Source organism: Mycobacterium sp. 050128 (genome assembly GCF_036409155.1).
Taxonomy (GTDB): Bacteria; Actinomycetota; Actinomycetes; order Mycobacteriales; family Mycobacteriaceae; genus Mycobacterium.
On the sequence record NZ_JAZGLW010000001.1, the window covers coordinates 2494453 to 2510655 of the forward strand.

The 16203-nt window shown below is 67.1% G+C and carries 15 protein-coding genes and 2 pseudogenes; 11 read left to right on the forward strand and 6 right to left on the reverse strand.

The annotated features are described in order from the left end of the window. Position 1: 1 nt before the first annotated feature. Positions 2–97 (forward strand): annotated as a pseudogene (gene arfB / locus SKC41_RS12100) (channel accessory protein ArfB); the annotation flags it as partial. Continuing rightward, the gene (gene arfC, locus SKC41_RS12105) at positions 97–507 is read left to right on the forward strand and encodes a channel accessory protein ArfC, sunset domain variant (protein WP_330978854.1); all 411 of its coding nucleotides are present in this window, start codon (positions 97–99) and stop codon (positions 505–507) included. The pseudogene arfB and the gene arfC, both read left to right, overlap by 1 nt. Positions 508–511: 4 nt before the next feature. Here arfC and SKC41_RS12110 read toward each other — a convergent pair whose 3' ends face one another. Beyond that, on the reverse strand, positions 512–1852 hold the full coding sequence (locus tag SKC41_RS12110) for a HAMP domain-containing sensor histidine kinase (protein WP_330977849.1): 1341 nt from the start codon (positions 1850–1852) through the stop codon (positions 512–514). 22 nt (positions 1853–1874) lie between these two features. After that, positions 1875–2585 (reverse strand): two-component system response regulator PrrA, encoded by a 711-nt coding sequence (prrA, locus tag SKC41_RS12115; RefSeq protein ID WP_090609587.1) that lies wholly within the window; start codon positions 2583–2585, stop codon positions 1875–1877. Between the two features lie 258 nt (positions 2586–2843). Between prrA and SKC41_RS12120 the strand changes: the two are divergent. Then, positions 2844–3740: pseudogene (locus tag SKC41_RS12120) on the forward strand (ATP-binding cassette domain-containing protein); the annotation flags it as partial. 43 nt (positions 3741–3783) lie between these two features. Here SKC41_RS12120 and SKC41_RS12125 read toward each other — a convergent pair. Then, on the reverse strand, positions 3784–5256 hold the full coding sequence (locus SKC41_RS12125; RefSeq protein ID WP_330977850.1) for a carboxyl transferase domain-containing protein: 1473 nt from the start codon (positions 5254–5256) through the stop codon (positions 3784–3786). Positions 5257–5283: 27 nt separating this feature from the next. Here SKC41_RS12125 and SKC41_RS12130 point away from each other — a divergent pair, with 27 nt between their 5' ends. Together SKC41_RS12130 and SKC41_RS12135 are read left to right on the forward strand one after the other, a co-directional pair. Beyond that, the gene (locus SKC41_RS12130) at positions 5284–6015 is read left to right on the forward strand and encodes an enoyl-CoA hydratase (protein WP_330977851.1); all 732 of its coding nucleotides are present in this window, start codon (positions 5284–5286) and stop codon (positions 6013–6015) included. Positions 6016–6020: 5 nt separating this feature from the next. Next, positions 6021–7139 (forward strand): MBL fold metallo-hydrolase, encoded by a 1119-nt coding sequence (locus tag SKC41_RS12135; protein ID WP_330978855.1) that lies wholly within the window; start codon positions 6021–6023, stop codon positions 7137–7139. On the opposite strand, the gene mug is transcribed toward SKC41_RS12135, so the two are convergent. Continuing rightward, complete coding sequence (gene mug / locus SKC41_RS12140; RefSeq protein ID WP_330977852.1) at positions 7117–7650, reverse strand: G/U mismatch-specific DNA glycosylase; 534 nt, start codon at positions 7648–7650, stop codon at positions 7117–7119. The genes SKC41_RS12135 and mug overlap by 23 nt on opposite strands. Before the next feature lie 41 nt (positions 7651–7691). On the opposite strand from mug, the gene SKC41_RS12145 reads away from it, so the two are divergent. The 6 genes from SKC41_RS12145 to SKC41_RS12170 all read left to right on the forward strand — a co-directional run bounded on the left by SKC41_RS12145 (position 7692) and on the right by SKC41_RS12170 (position 14160). Further along, entirely contained in the window at positions 7692–9272 is a 1581-nt protein-coding gene (locus SKC41_RS12145; RefSeq protein ID WP_330977853.1) for a serine hydrolase, read from the forward strand. Continuing rightward, positions 9269–11653, forward strand: a complete 2385-nt coding sequence (locus tag SKC41_RS12150; RefSeq protein ID WP_330977854.1) for a cation-translocating P-type ATPase — start codon at positions 9269–9271, stop codon at positions 11651–11653. Before SKC41_RS12145 ends, SKC41_RS12150 begins: the two co-directional genes overlap by 4 nt. A 97-nt stretch (positions 11654–11750) precedes the next feature. Further along, positions 11751–11939, forward strand: a complete 189-nt coding sequence (locus SKC41_RS12155) for an antitoxin (protein ID WP_330977855.1) — start codon at positions 11751–11753, stop codon at positions 11937–11939. Between the two features lie 3 nt (positions 11940–11942). Then, positions 11943–12416, forward strand: coding sequence for a type II toxin-antitoxin system Rv0910 family toxin (locus tag SKC41_RS12160; RefSeq protein WP_330977856.1), 474 nt, complete (start codon positions 11943–11945; stop codon positions 12414–12416). Further along, the gene (locus tag SKC41_RS12165; RefSeq protein ID WP_442931594.1) at positions 12397–13650 is read left to right on the forward strand and encodes a class I SAM-dependent methyltransferase; all 1254 of its coding nucleotides are present in this window, start codon (positions 12397–12399) and stop codon (positions 13648–13650) included. Before SKC41_RS12160 ends, SKC41_RS12165 begins: the two co-directional genes overlap by 20 nt. A gap of 75 nt (positions 13651–13725) precedes the next feature. Further along, positions 13726–14160, forward strand: coding sequence for a hypothetical protein (locus tag SKC41_RS12170; RefSeq protein WP_330977858.1), 435 nt, complete (start codon positions 13726–13728; stop codon positions 14158–14160). A gap of 4 nt (positions 14161–14164) precedes the next feature. Here SKC41_RS12170 and SKC41_RS12175 read toward each other — a convergent pair whose 3' ends face one another. Further along, positions 14165–14650 carry a VOC family protein gene (locus tag SKC41_RS12175; protein ID WP_330977859.1) on the reverse strand — a complete coding sequence of 162 codons (486 nt, stop codon included), beginning with the start codon at positions 14648–14650 and terminating at the stop codon, positions 14165–14167. A gap of 37 nt (positions 14651–14687) precedes the next feature. Further along, the gene (locus tag SKC41_RS12180) at positions 14688–16202 is read right to left on the reverse strand and encodes a carotenoid oxygenase family protein (protein ID WP_330977860.1); all 1515 of its coding nucleotides are present in this window, start codon (positions 16200–16202) and stop codon (positions 14688–14690) included. Position 16203: the final 1 nt, after the last annotated feature.

The following is a 16203-nucleotide window of genomic DNA, read 5'->3' on the forward strand; positions in this document are numbered from 1 at the left end:
CATGGATCTCGTGATCCACTGGTTGTGGTATCTACTGGCCTTCGCGGCGGGCTCGGCGGTCGCCTGGTTGATAGCCGTGGCCATGGGTGTGCGCCGATGACCCATCTGAACTGGTGGCTCTTCGGCGTGTCGTTCGCAATGGGATTGGTGTTGACGTTTGCGTTTTTGGGCAGGCCCGTCAAACGTGAAGTGGCACTTGATGTCCCGGTCGATCACCCGGTGATACCCGACCCTCCGACGACGAAGATTCCCGTCGCGCAACGGGAGTCGCCGACCAGGAAGATCGCGGTGCCGCCGCCCGCCCCGTACGGGCCCGGCTCCGCGCCGGCCGGCCCCGGCGGCCGTGGACCGGCCGGATGGTTGGTCAAGGCGCGCACCGATACCCGGCTTTACTACACCCCCGACACCGCCGATTACGACCCCGCGATCGCGCAGGTGTGGTTCTGCGACGAGCAGTCGGCCTTGAGGGCGGGATTTACGCCGTGGCACAACAACTCCGGCACGTGAGGGGTTAACTCGGGGCGGGCAGGCGCAGCAGCAGCCGCGCACCGCCCAGCGGGCTGTCTTGCAGCGACGCCGTCCCGCCGTGCAAATGGGCTTGCTGGGCCACCAGGGCCAACCCCAGACCGGAGCCCGAGTGCGATGCCGTGGACCCACGTGAGAAGCGCTCGAACACCACCTGGCGCTCGCCTTCGGGCACGCCACTGCCGTTGTCGTCGACGGCGATTTCCACTCCGGCGCGCGAACTGACCGCCGACAGCTGGACCCGGGTGGCGCCGCCGTGTTTGACGGCGTTGGCGATCGCGTTGTCGACCGCGAGGCGCAACCCGGCCGGCATCCCCACGATGATGCAGGTCGGCGAGGGCACCAACGAGACATCCAGGTCGGGGTAGACCCTGCTCGCGTCGTGGGCGGCGCGGTCCAGCAGTTCGGTGATGTCGACCGGCACGTGGTCGTCAGAGGTGGACAGTTCGCCCTGCGCCAACCGCTCCAGCGCGGTCAGCGTCGCCTCGATGCGGGACTGGGTCCGGATGACGTCGCGGAGCACCTCGTTGCGCTGGTCGTCGGGCATATCGAGGGTCGAGAGCACCTCGAGGTTGGTGCGCATCGCGGTCAGGGGAGTGCGGAGTTCGTGGGAGGACACGGCAGCGAAATCGCGCGCCGACGAGAGTGCCTCCTTGGTTCGGTTCTGTTCGTCCCAGATGCGTTGCAGCATCCCGCGCATGGCATCGGCGACCTCGACGGCCTCGGTGGCGCCGTGCACTTCGACCCGGGGTGCCTCGTCGCCCGCATCGATCAATCGGGTTTGCTGTGCAAGCTGTTTGAACGGTCGCACCGCGAAAGAGGCCAGCAGCCAAGCGAACACCGTCGACGCGAAGATGGCAAAGCCACAGATGAGCAGCACCCTGCGGTGCAGATTGTTGGTCTCGGCGAGGGTGGCGTCATACGTCGCGCCGACGGCCAGCGAGGTCGGCTCCGGCCCCGGGATCTCCACCGTGCGAACCCGGTAGCGCACACCGTCCACGTACGTATCGGCATAGTCGACGTCCAGCCTGGGCAGCGTCACGTCGGAATTCGACTTCACCAGGCTGCCGCGCCGGATCGTCATGATCGCGTCACGGTCGTTGGGCGAGCGCGGAATCTCGTCCAGGCCGCGTGGCAGGAATGGGATCGCGAAACCGGCGGCCTCGTCGAGCCGGCGGTCCAGCCGCTCCTTACGGTCGTTGCTGATGCCGACCCAGACGACGGCGCCGACGATCAGCACCGGAATCGCGGCACCGATGGCCGTCGCGAGCACCACCCGGGTCCGCAGCGAGGGCGTACGGGCCAAGATCCGCGACAGGAATTTCATGGCTGTGCTGCCTACCGCGTCTTTACTGCATCCGCAGAACGAACCCAACTCCACGGACGGTGTGCAGCAACCTGGGGCCACCGTTGGCCTCCAGCTTGCGGCGCAGGTACCCGATGAAGACGTCGACGACGTTGGTGTCGGCGGCGAAGTCATAACCCCACACCAGCTCCAGCAGCTGCGCGCGGGACAGCACGGCGGTCTTGTGCTCGGCCAGCACGGCCAGCAGGTCGAACTCGCGCTTGGTCAGGTCGACGTCGACGCCGTTGACCCGAGCCCGCCGGCCGGGAATGTCGACTTCCAGCGGGCCGACGGTGATGGTTTCCGACGAGGTCGACGCGACGGCACCGCGGCGGCGTAGCAGCGCCTTGACCCGGGCGACCAGCTCGGCCAGCACGAATGGTTTGACCAGGTAGTCGTCGGCGCCTGCCTCCAGGCCCGCGACGCGGTCGTCCACCGAGCTGCGCGCCGACAGCACGCAGACCGGGACGTCGTTGTCCATCGCCCGCAGGGCGGTGACCACGCTGACGCCGTCCAGCACCGGCATGTTGATATCGAGCACGATCGCGTCGGGCCGGGTTTCGGTGGCGCTGCGCAGGGCCTCGGCCCCGTCGACGGCGGTGGACACTTCGAAGCCGGAAAGCCGCAGGCCGCGTTCTAGCGAGGCAAGCACATCGGAGTCGTCGTCGACGACCAAGACGCGAGGTGAGCTGACGCCAGAGTCCATGCCGCCCATTTTGCCGGATTGTTGCCGTGAACGGGTCATCGGGGAGTGACCCGGTGCCCAAATGGTTACGTTTTCGAGTCTCGGCCGCGACTGGCGATCGGTACCGCCGTGTCATGATCGAATCCAGATGGCAGGCCAAGACATTGGAGGTCTTGGTCAGCGTTGTTGTTGCGGGCCTTCGATTTCGGTGCCACCCCGCGTAACGGAACTCCGAGAGACGGAATCGTTGTGACTGAGGCCATGCGCCCGCCGGATGCACCTGCCGTCCTGCGGTCGATGAACCAGGAGGTGATGGCGGCATCGGGCCGCGTCGCCGAAATCTCCGATGCGCCGGGCGATATCGCCGGCGGACCCAGCGCCCAACCTGGCCCGGCCGGCCGTCTTGAGCTGCACGACGTGGGCTTTCGGGTGCCCGACCGGGTCGCGGGCGACAAATGGTTGCTTCGCCATGTCACGCTGGTTGTCCAACCCGGCGAGACGGTGGCCCTGGTCGGCGCACTGGGCGTGGGGAAATCGCTACTGACAGCGCTGCTTTCCCGGCTCTATGACGCCTCGGAAGGGCGGATACTGCTGGACGGCAGGGATATTCGCGACATGTCGCTGCCGTCACTGCGCTGCGCGGTGTGTACGGCATTCGAGGACCCGACGGTGTTTTCGATGTCGGTGGCCGAGAACCTCCGGATGGGCCGGCCGGATGCCACCGACGCGGAATTGTCCGCGGCGATCGACATCGCGGCGGCGCGGTTCGTCTACGACCTGCCTTTCGGGGTCGATACCCGCATCGGCGAACAGGGCATTCGGCTCTCCGGCGGTCAGCGCCAGCGCTTGTGCCTGGCCCGGGCGATTGTCGCGACGCCCAGACTCCTGGTGATCGACGAGGCCCGGTCCGGGCTCGACGCGCATACCGGGACCGAGACCGCCGCGGGGCTGCGGGTGGCGCTGAAGGGCGCCACCGGCATCGTCGTCGCGCGCCGGCTGTCCACCATGCTGCTCGCGGATCGGGTGGCGTTCCTGGACGAGGATGCGTCGGGGCCCACGATCACCCATGTCGGCAGGCATGCAGAGCTTTTCGCTCGAGTACCGCGATATCGCCAGCTATTGACCACACGTCGCAGACCCGTCGGCGACGCCACAGACCGCACCACACGAGACTTCAAGATCTAACTGCAATCGCTTCTGCACTATGCAGCGCGTATTACGCTGTGCGTCAAGGTAATCCGATGCCGCGGTAGCGGCGCAGCCGCTCGGCAATCCGCTCGTCGCCGGGGATGCCGCGCAGCGCGTGCACCTCCGCGGCAATCGCACCCGACAATCGCTGGGAGAACTCGAGCGGCTCGTCGGCGGCGTCGGGATGCTCGGGCACGATGGCGTCGACGATCCCGGACCGCAGCAGGTCAGCCGACCGAATGCCTTGGGCCGCAGCGAGTTCAGGCGCATGCGCGGTGTCGCGGAAGACGATCGCGCTGGCGCCCTCGGGCGGCAGCGGGGCCAGCCAGCCGTGCAGCGCGGCCAGGACCCGGTCGGCCGGCACCATGGCCAGCGCCGGCCCGCCGCTGCCCTGGCCCAGCAGGACCGACACCGTCGGGGTGTCCAGCGTCACCAGCTCGGCCACGCATTGGGCGATCTGACCCGCCAGCCCGCCCTGCTCAGCTTCGGCCGACAGCGCGGGCCCGGCGGTGTCGATCACCAGGACCAGCGGCAGCCGCAGCTCGGCGGCCAGCGCCATGCCGCGGCGGGCCTCCCGCAACGACGCGGGCCCCACCAGGCCGCCGGTCAGGCGCTGCTGGCCGAGGACCACCGCGGGTTGGCCGGCGAATCGAGCCAGCGCCAACAGCGTGGTCGCCGCTTCCCCGATGCCGGTACCGGACAGCAGCACCAGGTCGGTGGCGCCGTGGCGCAGCAGATGCCCAACACCCGGCCGGTCCGGTCGCCGCGACGCAATCACCGAATCCCAGGCCGGCACATCGGGTATCGATTCGCGGGGCGGCACGGCGGGCAGCGGCTCGGGAGCGTCGGCGATGACGGTCAGCGCGCGATCCACCGTCCGGCGCAGTTCGTCGATCGCGACGACGCCGTCGATCACCCCGTGCCGCTGCAGGTTCTCCGCGGTCTGGATGCCCTTGGGGAACGGTTCGCCGTAGAGCTGCTCGTACACCCGTGGCCCGAGGAACCCGATCAGCGCGCCCGGCTCGGCGACGGTGATATGACCCAGCGATCCCCATGAGGCGAACACCCCGCCGGTGGTCGGGTTGCGCAGGTAGACGAGGTAGGGCAGGTGCGCCCGTTTGTGCAGCCGGACGGCCGCGGCGATCTTCACCATCTGCAGGAACGCGACGGTGCCTTCCTGCATGCGGGTGCCGCCGGAGCTCGGCGAGGCCAGCAGTGGGAGCCGCTCGGCCGTGGCCCGCTGCACGGCGGTGGTGATTCGTTCGGCCGCCGCCACCCCGATCGACCCGCCGAGGAAACCGAACTCGCATACCACGATCGCCACCCGGCGCCCGTGTAGTCGCCCCTCGCCGGTCAGCACTGCTTCGTCCAGGCCGGTGGCGGCCCGGGCGTCGGCGAGCTCGCGCGCATAGGCCTCGCTGGTCGGTATCTGTAGCGCAGCGCTGTCCCAGCTGACAAACGAGCCCTCGTCCAGCACTGCATCCTGCAGTTGTTCGGTCGTGATGCGACTCACGCGGCCAGGCTATATAGGCTGGCGCCCATGATCGGTATCACGCAGGTCGAAGCCGTAATGACCATCGAGTTGCAGCGTCCCGAGCGTCGCAACGCCCTGAACTCACAGCTCGTCGACGAGCTGCGGGAGGCGGTGCTGAAGGCCGGGGACGGATCCACCCGCGCGATCGTGCTGACCGGGCAGGGCACGGTGTTCTGCGCCGGCGCGGACCTGTCCGGCGATGCGTTTGCCGCCGACTACCCGGACCGGCTCATCGAGCTGCACAAGGCCCTGGACGCCGCTCCCATCCCGGTGATCGGCGCGATCAACGGCCCCGCCATCGGCGCCGGCCTGCAGCTGGCCATGCAATGCGATCTGCGAGTCGTCGCCCCGGACGCGTTCTTTCAATTTCCGACGTCGAAATACGGTCTGGCCCTGGATAATTGGAGCATCCGGCGATTGTCGTCGCTGGTCGGCCACGGCCGGGCCCGGGCGATGCTGCTGACGGCGGAGAAGTTGACCGCCGAGACCGCGCTGCAGACCGGGATGGCCAACCGGATCGGGACGCTGCAGGACGCCCAGGTCTGGGGCGCCGAGATCAGTGGGCTGGCGCCGCTGGCGATTCAGCACGCCAAGCGGGTACTCAACGACGACGGTTCGATCGAGGAGGCCTGGCCGGTGCACAAGGAACTGTTCGACAAGGCGTGGGGCAGCCAGGACGTGATCGAGGCGCAGGTCGCCAGGGTGGAGAAGCGGCCGCCGAGGTTCCAAGGGGCCTGACGGTGATGGTGCCCGCAGCGCTTCGCCTGGCCGCCGGCACGGTGTCGCTCGCCGCCGGGGGGTGGATGTTGCGTGCGCTGCATGGGGCGCCGGCCGCGCTGGGTGCCGACCCGTCGTCGATCCGCGACGTGACGCAGCACTCGCCCAATGTGCGCGACGGCGTCTTCGTCAACCTCGACCCCGCCTCGAATGCCAACTTGGACCGCGAGCAGTTTGCGCTGATCGCGTGGGAATTCGTAGGGCGACGCGGGCGCAGCCGCCCGCCGGGGCCGATCCCGCTGGGTGCGCCGGGGACCTTTGACGCCACCCCGGGCCGGTTGGCCGTCAGTTGGCTGGGCCACTCGACCGCCCTGGTGGAGATCGACGGCTACCGGGTGCTGACCGATCCGGTGTGGAGCCACCGTTGCTCACCGTCGGACGTGGTCGGACCCGAGCGCCTGCATCCGCCGCCGGTGGAGCTCGAAGCGCTGCCCGCCGTCGACGCGGTGGTGATCAGCCATGACCACTACGACCACCTCGACATCGACACCGTCACGGCGTTGGCCCGCACCCAGCGGGCGCCGTTCTTCGTCCCGCTCGGCGTGGGCGCACACCTGCGCGCATGGGGCATACCGGGGCACCGCATCGTCGAGCTCGACTGGAATGAAAGTGGTCACGTCGACGAGCTGACCCTGAGTTGCTTTCCGGCACGGCACTTTTCGGGTCGCTTCCTGGACCGTAACACCACGCTGTGGGCGTCGTGGGGAATCGCCGGTCCCAGTCACCGCGCCTATTTCGGCGGGGACACCGGATACACGAAGAGCTTCCAGCAGATCGGTTCCGAGCACGGACCGTTCGACCTGACCCTGTTGCCCATCGGCGCCTACAACCCGGGATGGCCCGACATTCACATGAATCCCGAAGAGGCGGTCCGGGCCCACCTCGATCTCACGGCCGGCGGGTCCGGCCTGTTGGTGCCGATCCACTGGGGCACCTTCCGGCTGGCACCACACCCGTGGGCCGAGCCGGTCGAGCGGATGCTGGCGGCCGCCGAAGCCGCCGGAGTCGCGGTGGCGGTTCCGGCCCCCGGGCAACGACTGGATCCGTCCGGGCCGCTGCGATTCAACCCGTGGTGGCGGTTATAGAGCTATCGGTTAACGCACAACGCAATTCGGTGTATGCGCGAGTCAGATCGTCGAGGGTGAACCCTCGGTTGAGGCCGCTGGGGTTGGGTAGTACCCACGCCGTGGTGTCGGCGAATCCGGGGGCGTAGCGGCCCCAGGGGATTCTCGATACGCCGGTCATCGCGGCCAGGGCACGCTTGCCGAGGAAGCCGATCGCGCGCGGCGCGTAACGTCGCATCTTCGCTTCGAACTCGGCTCGGGCGTGCCGGAACTCCTCGGTCGAGACGTCGCTGGCCCTTCGAGTCGGTCGCGCAACGACCGCGGTGATGCCGCAACCGTAGTCGAGCAATCGGCGCTCATCCTCGGGGCGTAACCGCGTATCGGTGAAGCCGGCCAGCTGCAATACGGACCAGAACCGGTTGCTGCGATTCGAGAAATTGTGCCCGTCGGCGGCGGCCGTCGCAGCCGGGTTCATGCCACAGAAGACGACGTCGAGACCCGGGGCAAGGATGTCCGATTCATAATGCATCATGGTGATACTCCCATCGGGCGAGCACGCTAAAGTCTGCGGGCATGACGAAACGCGCGGCCCTCGCCGCTGTCGTGTTGTTGCTGTCGCTGGTCGGATGCGGCTCCGGTCATCCCATATCGAGCCCGCTCTCGACGTTGTCTGAAGCACCTCCCAACGAGGTGTCGGGCCTGGACGTTCCCGCCGGCCGCATCGACGCCGCCATCGCGAAGGTCGACGGCCTGGTCGACGACCTGATGCGCAGCACCGGCGTCCCCGGCCTGTCGGTCGCCATTGTTCGTGGCGGAAAGACGGTGTACGCCAAGGGCTTCGGAGTGAAGGACGCGACCAAAGGCAACGGCCAAGACAACAAGGTCGACGCGGACACCGTCTTCCAGTTGGCATCGGTGTCGAAATCGGTGGGCGCGACCGTGGTCGCACACGAAGTGGCTAGCAATGTCGTCACCTGGGACACGCCGGTGGTGTCCAGACTGCCGTGGTTTGCGCTGTCGGATCCCTACGTCACCAGCCATGTGACCATCGCCGACCTGTACTCGCACCGCTCCGGGCTGCCCGATCATGCCGGCGACAAGCTCGAGGATCTCGGGTATGACCGCCGGCAAGTGCTGGAGCGTCTGAAGTACCTGCCGCTGGCTCCCTTTCGAAGTAGCTACTTCTACACCAACTTTGGCTTGACCGCAGCCGCCGAGGCGGTGGCGGCAGCCGCGGGCAAACCCTGGGAGGACCTGTCCGACGAGGTGCTCTACCGCCCCCTCGGTATGGCGTCGACGAGTTCGAAGTACGCCGATTATCTGGCCCGGCCCAACCGCGCGGTGCTGCATGTCAAGGTTGGCGACAAGTGGGAGCCACGCTTCCAGCGTGACCCCGACGCGCAGACCCCGGCGGGTGGGGTGAGTTCGTCGACCAACGACATGGCGCGCTGGCTGACAATGGTGATGGCCAACGGAACCTACAACGGGCAGCAGATCACCTCGCCCGAAGCTCTGCTGCCCGCGATCACGCCGCAGGTCGTTTCGTCGCCCGCGTCATCGCCAAAAGCCCGGGCCGGGACCTATGGTCACGGTTTCAACACGTCGGTGACCTCGTCGGGACGCACCGAGTACAGCCACTCCGGCGCCTTCGGATCGGGCGCAGCGACCAACTTCGTCGCGATGCCGTCCGAGGACGTCGGCATCATCGCGTTGACCAACGGTGCGCCCTACGGCATTCCGGAAGCGCTGACCGCCCAATTCATGGACCTGGTGCAGTACGGCCAAATTCGTGAGGATTGGCCTGCGCTGTACAACCATGCAATCGGCTGGATGAACAACGCCGAGGGTTCGCTGGTCGGCAAGCAGGCCCCCGCGAATCCCGCGCCGGCCCGGCCGCTCACCGACTACCTGGGCGTCTACGCCAGCGACTACTGGGGCCCGGCCGTCGTGACCCAGAACAACGGGCAACTTCAGCTCGCGCTGGGGCTGAAGAATCAGGCATTCGGACTCACGCACTGGGACGGCGACACCTTCACCTTCTCGATCACCGACGAAAATGCCCCGCCCGGAACGATTTCCAAGGCTGTGTTTTCCGGGAACACCCTGAACCTGGAGTACTACGACTCCGACAAGCTGGGAACGTTCACCCGATGAATCGCGGGCTAACCGATGCAGAGGTGGCGCAGCGGGTAGCCGACGGTCACAGCAACGCGGTTTTGGCACGTGCCGCCCGCAGCACCGCGGACATCGTCCGCGCCAACGTCTTCACCCGGATCAACGCGATCCTGGGCGTGCTGCTGGCGATTGTGCTCGCGACCGGCTCGGTCATCAACGGGCTGTTCGGCCTGCTGATCATCGCCAACAGCGTCATCGGGATGATTCAGGAGATCCGGGCCAAACAGACGTTGGACGCCCTCGCGATCGTCGGTCAGGCAAAACCTCTGGTGCGCAGGCAATCGGGGACCGCGACACTGCTGCCCAGCGAGGTGGTGCTCGACGACGTCATCGAGCTCGGCCCCGGAGATCAGATCGTCGTCGATGGCCAGGTGCTCGAGGAAGACAACCTGGAGGTCGACGAATCGCTGCTGACCGGCGAGGCGGACCCGATCGGCAAGGACGTCGGCGACGCCGTCATGTCGGGGAGTTTCGTCGTCGCCGGCACCGGCGCCTATCGTGCGACCAAGGTCGGCCCGGCGGCCTATGCCGCCAAGCTCGCCGAGGAGGCAAGCAAGTTCACCCTGGTGAAATCCGAACTGCGCAACGGCATTAACCGGATTCTGCAGTTCATCACCTATCTGTTGGTGCCGGCCGGTCTGCTGACGATCTACACGCAGCTGTTCACCACCACGCATGCGGGCTGGCGGCAGGCGGTGCTGCGCACGGTTGGCGCGCTGGTGCCGATGGTGCCCGAGGGCCTGGTGCTGATGACCTCGATCGCGTTCGCGGTCGGCGTCATCAGGCTGGGGCAACGTCGTTGCCTGGTACAGGAATTGCCCGCGATCGAAGGATTGGCCCGCGTCGACGTGGTGTGCGCCGACAAGACCGGCACGCTGACCGAAAGCGGCATGCGGGTATGCGACGTCGTCGAACTCACCGGCAACAAGGCTATGCCCGACGCGCTGGCCGCGCTGGCCGCGGCCGACCGCCGCCCCAATGCCAGCATGCGGGCGATCGCCGAGACCTTTGCCGAGTCGCCCGGCTGGATCGTCACGGCCACAGCACCTTTCAAGTCGGCCACCAAATGGAGCGGTGTGTCCTACGCCGACCACGGGAACTGGGTGATAGGCGCGCCCGACGTATTGCTCGATCCGGCTTCGGTCGCTGCCGCACAGGCCGAACGGATCGGCGCCCGGGGATTGCGGGTACTGCTGCTCGGCGCCGCCGATGTTGCCGTGGACCACCCGGACGCGCCGGGTCAGGTCACGCCGGTCGCGCTGGTGGTGCTCGAGCAGAAGATACGCCCGGACGCCCGCGAAACGGTGGAGTACTTTGCCGCCCAAGGTGTTTCGGTGAAGGTGATCTCCGGTGACAACGCAGTATCGGTCGGCGCTGTCGCCGCGAGGCTCGGGCTGCACGGCGAAGCGCTGGACGCGCGCCAATTGCCCACGAACGCAGCGGAATTGGCCGACGCGCTGGACACCTGCACAACCTTCGGCCGGGTGCGGCCCGATCAGAAACGGGCCATCGTGCACGCCCTGCAAGAGCACGGGCACACCGTGGCCATGACCGGCGACGGCGTCAACGACGTGCTGGCGCTCAAGGACGCCGACATCGGCGTGGCGATGGGTGCCGGAAGCCCGGCATCGCGCGCGGTGGCGCAGATCGTGTTGCTGGACAACAGGTTCGCGACGTTGCCCTACGTCGTCGGCGAAGGCCGGCGGGTGATCGGCAACATCGAGCGGGTCGCCAACCTGTTTCTGACGAAAACGGTGTACTCGGTGCTGCTGGCGCTGTTCGTGGGTATCGAATGCCTGTTGGCGAAACCACTCGGGGCAGATCCGCTGCTCTACCCGTTTCAGCCGATCCACGTCACGATCGCCGCCTGGTTCACCATCGGGATTCCGTCGTTCATCCTGTCGCTTGCTCCCAACAACGAGCGCGCCTATCCCGGCTTCGTCCGGCGCGTGCTGACCTCGGCGCTGCCGTCCGGATTGATCGTCGGCACCGCGACTTTCGTCTCCTACCTGGTGGCCTACCACGGTCGGCATGCCACCTTCGCCGAACAGGACCAGGCGTCGACCGCCGCGCTGATCACGCTGCTGGTGACCGCGCTCTGGGTGCTGGCGGTGGTGGCGCGTCCCTACCAGTGGTGGCGGGTCGCGCTGATCGCTGCCTGCGGCCTGGCGTACGTCGCGATCTTCAGCATCCCGCTGGCTCAGGAGAAGTTTCTGCTCGACCCGTCGAATCCGGCCGTGACGTCGACCGCGCTGGGGATCGGGGCATTGGGCGCCGTGGCGATCGAGGCGACATGGTGGATCCGGGCCAGAATGCTCAACATCGAGCCGCGGTTGTGGCGGGCTCCCCAGCCAGGTTGAGCCGACTCTTGACCGCGAGTGTGCGGCCAGCCGCTAGGGTTGACCAGCAAAGCAGGATCCCCGGCGGCCCCGGGGATCCGCGGGGAAGGGACAGCGCATGGGATTCCTGGACAAGGCAAAGGATCTGTTGGCGCAGAACGCCGACAAGGTCGAGAACGCGATCGACAAGGCCGGTGAGTTCGTCGACGACAAGACCGGGGGCAAGTACTCCGACACCATCCACAAGGTGGCCGAAGAGGCCAAGAAGGCGGCAGCGCCTCAGGCTCAGGGCGACCAGCAGGACTAGCGCATGGCGAAACTTTCCGGATCCATCGACGTACCCCTGTCGCCCGAGCGGGCTTGGACGCACGCATCTGACCTGTCCCGTTTCAAGGACTGGTTGAGCATCCACCGGGTGTGGCGCAGCAAGCTGCCCGACGACCTGCAAAAGGGCACGATCATCGAATCGATCGTCGAGGTCAAGGGCATGCTCAACCGGATCAAGTGGACGATCGTGCACTACAAGCCGCCCGAAGCCATGACGCTCAACGGCGACGGCGTCGGCGGCGTCAAGGTCAAACTGATCGCGAAGGTCAAGCCGAAGGACGACGGATCGGTCGTCAGCTTTGATGTGCACCTCGGCGGCCCCGCGCTGTTCGGCCCGATCGGCATGATCGTGGCCGCCGCGCTAAGAAGCGACATCGACGAATCCCTGGAAAGATTCGTCACCGTGTTCACCGCTCCCGATCCCGGCCGCAACGGACATGGTGGCGTCGGCCGCTGACCGTCTGGCGGACCTGCTTGCAACCACCGTGGGTGTCGAGCTGCCGGTAAGACTGCGCGCCTGGGACGGCAGCGAGGCCGGCCCCCCGGAGGGCCCGGTCCTGGTGGTCCGTTCCCGTCGGGCATTGCGCCGATTGCTTTGGCGTCCAAGCGAACTCGGCCTGGCCCGCGCGTATGTGACCGGCGATATCGACGTCGAGGGTGACCTGGCCGACGGCCTGCGGCGGGCCTGGCGTCAAGCGCGCGAGCGCCCCGCCGTCTCGATCTCGCCGCGCGGCGCGCTGGTGGCCGCCCTGCGCGCGCTGCGGCTTGGGGCGCTCGGGCCGCCGCCGAGAGCCCCGGCCAGCGAGGCGCGGTTGTCCGGGCGCCTGCACAGCCGCCGGCGCGACCGGGCGGTGATCGCCCATCACTACGACCTGTCCAACGACTTCTACCGCCTGCTGCTCGACGACCACATGGCTTACTCGTCGGCGTATTTCACCGATGCCGGACAGTCGCTGCACGACGCCCAGACCGCGAAGCTGGATCTGGTCTGTCGTAAGCTCGAGCTCGAACCGGGCATGCGGCTGCTGGACGTGGGATGCGGCTGGGGATCGCTGATCCTGCACGCGGCACAGCGCTACGGCGTGCGCGCCACCGGTATCACGCTGTCGGGCCAGCAGCGCGAGTTCATCGAAACCCGCGCCGCCGAGCGCGGGCTGGGCGAGGCCATCGAGGTTCGGCTGCAGGATTACCGCGACTTCGGCAATGACCCGGAGTGGGCGGGTGTTTTCGACGCCGTCGCTTCCATCGAGATGGGCGAACACGTCGGCGAGCAGTGGTATCCCGCCTACGTGCGGATCCTCGGCCGCGCGCTGCGACCCGGCGGCAAGCTGTTGCTGCAGCAGATGTCGCGACGGGCCGACGCGGCGCCGGGCGGGGGAGCGTTCATCGAGGCCTACATCGCCCCCGACATGCACATGCGACCGCTCTGGCAGACGTTGCGCTACCTGCAAGACGGCGACTTCGAGATCGCGTCCGTTCAGGCGATGCGCGAGCACTACGCCCGCACCGCGCAGTGCTGGATCGCGACGCTGGACGAGCGCTTCGACGAATTCGTCGCGCTGCTGGGCGAGGAAGTCGCGCGGGTGTGGCGGCTGTATCTGGCCGGCGGCATGCTGGCCTTCGAGGAAGGCCGGATGGGCGTGGATCAGATCCTCGCCGTCAAATTCAACCAGTCCTCGCTGCGGGAGTGATGGGTCCGGGCCCAGGCTGGCGATCCGAGCGTGGCGAGCGGGCGGTCGGTCCGGTGCCCTATTAAGGTCGCACCCATGACCCGCCGCCTGCGTCCTGGATGGCTGGTGGCGTTGTTTGCCATGGTCGTCTCGGCCAGTGCCTGGTTGCCGTGGCTGACGACGTCGGTCGGTGGCGGTGGCTGGGCCAGCGCGATCGGTGGCAAACACGGCAGCCTGCAGCTTCCACCGGGATTCGGCGCGGGCCAGCTGATCGTGCTGCTGTCCTCGGCCTTGCTGGTCGCCGGGGCGATGGTGGCCCGCGGCCTGTCGGTGCGGATTGCTTCGATTGTCGCGCTGGTGATTTCGCTGCTCATCGTGGCGTTGGTGGTGTGGTACTACAAACTCAACGTCAACCCGCCGGTGTCCGCGGAATACGGGCTTTATGTCGGCGGGATCGCCGCGCTCGGCGCAGTCGCGTGCTCGGTCGCGTCGCTGATCGCCGCCGTCGTCGCCGGCCGCGCCGCGCGGTGAGATCTCAGTGCGACGGGAACTCGTGTTTGCCCGAGATGGAGCTGTCGGCGGGCTCGTTGACCCCGAACACAAACGGCGCGAACACAACCTCGCGACCGTCGGGGTCGCGATAGGTCACCGCACCGGTTGCTGCCCAGTACGGATGCTGCTGCACCTCTTCAACCCCGGCTTCCTTTAGGCGCGCGATCGCGGCGCGCTGAGACTGCTCGTCTGGAAAGTACAGGCACAGCTGTTCGTGGTGATCGACGGCGACGTCGCCGTCGGGGGCCGCGACGATCTCCATCGTCAGGTTCCAGCTGGGCAAACCGAAAATCGCGCCGTTGCTGCCATAGCTGGCCTCGAACGTCTCGAAGAGCGGCAAACCCACCAGGTCACGGTAAAAATGCACGGTTTCTTCGAAGTTCGACGACCTGCGTGCGAAACGGATGGCGCCGATCGAGGCCAACTGCATGGGCCAGTGTGTGGTCCGGCGGGGCTTTTCGGAGTTCATTGCCATCTTATGACGACGTGTCGCCGAGTCGGGGGGTTCACAGGCCCACGGCGGATGCCGCCGACTCGGCAGTGTCCCAGCGGCGCAACTGGGCACCGGGCGCCCACGTCGAGTGTGTTCCACTCGAAATACGTTCCGGCAGCTGCAGTTTGCATACCGGGCCGTCGGTGACCCGAGCTGCGTCGAACACGACGCAGTAGGAGGCGTCGGTGTTCATGTCGGTGGTGAGGGTGATCAGGTAGCCGTCGTCCTCACCGGTCGCACCCACCCGCGGCGCCATCGCGGTCTCACTGCCGTAGACGCCGTCGCCGAACGAGATGCCCTCCTGGCCCCCGGTGCGCAGGTCGTGTTTGACCAGCCCGTCGAACAGGAACCAGCCCGGCTTCCCGGTGGCGGCGTAGGTGTAGCGGTAGCTGCCGCCCGCATAGTCGGGGTTGATCGTCCCGAACTCGGTGATCGAGTCCGACAATTGCTCCTCTTTGACCGCACCCGTCACCAGGTTGAATCGCCACCGGTGCAGCCGAGCCTGCAGGCGGTCCAGCGCGAGGAAGCGAAACAGCTTGTCCCACTTGGTTCCCCCGGTGTCGAGCGGCTGCGGATCGCCTTCGAAGAAACCGTCCAGCACGATCTCGTCGCCGTCCTCGTGGGCGTTGGTGAAGTGGAGCACGAACGTCGGGTCCGCTTCGAACCACTTGATGTCGGCGGTCGATCCGCGGCGCGGGATCACCGCGAAGCGCGACGGAATATCGGGGTAGAAGCGGGGTAGGTGCACATCGTGTTCGAGCAGCCGCGGATCCCAGAACAACGGGAAATCGTTGAGGATGGCGTAGTTTTCGGTGAATGCCATGTCGTGGGGGAGGCGCGGGCCGGGCAACGGGATGTCGACGTAATGGGCCAGCTCGTTGGCCTCGTCGACGACGCCGTAGCGCATGTACGGATCCTGCTTGCTGTAGTTGAAGAACAGCAGTTCTCCGGTTTTGTTGTCCACCTTCGGATGCGCCGAGACACCCCAGTCGAGGGGGAAGCGCCCGTTCCAGCTTTCCTTGCCGAGGGTGTTGGCCGAGTACGGGTCGATCCGGTAAAGATCACCGCATTGGTAGAAGCTGGTGAGTGCGATTCCCCGGTGCACGACGACGTCGGTGCTCGACGCGTCTTTCATCTTCGTCCGCGCGCCCCAGCCCTGCTCGCGCTGGGCCAACTGCACCGGTTCGGCCAGCCCCGGCCACAGCGGCTGCCCAGCATCGTTCTCGGCCAGAAAGCCGTCGGTGCGGATAAAACGGTTGCGATAGAAGGCTTTTCCATCGCGGAAGCCGACCACGTGCACCATGCCGTCACCGTCGAACGGGTGATATGTCTTCAATGCCGGATGCAGCGGGTTCTCGGTGTTGCGCAGATAGATCCCGTCGAGGTCGGCCGGGATTTCTCCCGCCACCGCGATCAGGTCGTTGGCATCCCACTCGGTGGTTTGAGGTCGCCATGGGCCGGTCCGGTAGGGGTGGTCGTCGTCTTCGGGCAGCGACGACAAGAACTTGCCAACGATCTCAACATCCATG

Excerpts from the sequence above, each read along its gene's own strand:
- arfC (WP_330978854.1), top strand. The coding sequence starts at position 97 with ATGACCCATCTGAACTGGTGGCTCTTCGGCGTGTCGTTCGCAATGGGA.
- SKC41_RS12110 (WP_330977849.1), bottom strand. The coding sequence starts at position 1,852 with ATGAAATTCCTGTCGCGGATCTTGGCCCGTACGCCCTCGCTGCGGACC.
- prrA (WP_090609587.1), bottom strand. The coding sequence starts at position 2,585 with ATGGGCGGCATGGACTCTGGCGTCAGCTCACCTCGCGTCTTGGTCGTC.
- SKC41_RS12130 (WP_330977851.1), top strand. The coding sequence starts at position 5,284 with ATGATCGGTATCACGCAGGTCGAAGCCGTAATGACCATCGAGTTGCAG.
- SKC41_RS12135 (WP_330978855.1), top strand. The coding sequence starts at position 6,021 with ATGGTGCCCGCAGCGCTTCGCCTGGCCGCCGGCACGGTGTCGCTCGCC.
- mug (WP_330977852.1), bottom strand. The coding sequence starts at position 7,650 with ATGATGCATTATGAATCGGACATCCTTGCCCCGGGTCTCGACGTCGTC.
- SKC41_RS12145 (WP_330977853.1), top strand. The coding sequence starts at position 7,692 with ATGACGAAACGCGCGGCCCTCGCCGCTGTCGTGTTGTTGCTGTCGCTG.
- SKC41_RS12150 (WP_330977854.1), top strand. The coding sequence starts at position 9,269 with ATGAATCGCGGGCTAACCGATGCAGAGGTGGCGCAGCGGGTAGCCGAC.
- SKC41_RS12155 (WP_330977855.1), top strand. The coding sequence starts at position 11,751 with ATGGGATTCCTGGACAAGGCAAAGGATCTGTTGGCGCAGAACGCCGAC.
- SKC41_RS12160 (WP_330977856.1), top strand. The coding sequence starts at position 11,943 with ATGGCGAAACTTTCCGGATCCATCGACGTACCCCTGTCGCCCGAGCGG.
- SKC41_RS12165 (WP_442931594.1), top strand. The coding sequence starts at position 12,397 with ATGGTGGCGTCGGCCGCTGACCGTCTGGCGGACCTGCTTGCAACCACC.
- SKC41_RS12170 (WP_330977858.1), top strand. The coding sequence starts at position 13,726 with ATGACCCGCCGCCTGCGTCCTGGATGGCTGGTGGCGTTGTTTGCCATG.
- SKC41_RS12175 (WP_330977859.1), bottom strand. The coding sequence starts at position 14,650 with ATGAACTCCGAAAAGCCCCGCCGGACCACACACTGGCCCATGCAGTTG.
- SKC41_RS12180 (WP_330977860.1), bottom strand. The coding sequence starts at position 16,202 with ATGGATGTTGAGATCGTTGGCAAGTTCTTGTCGTCGCTGCCCGAAGAC.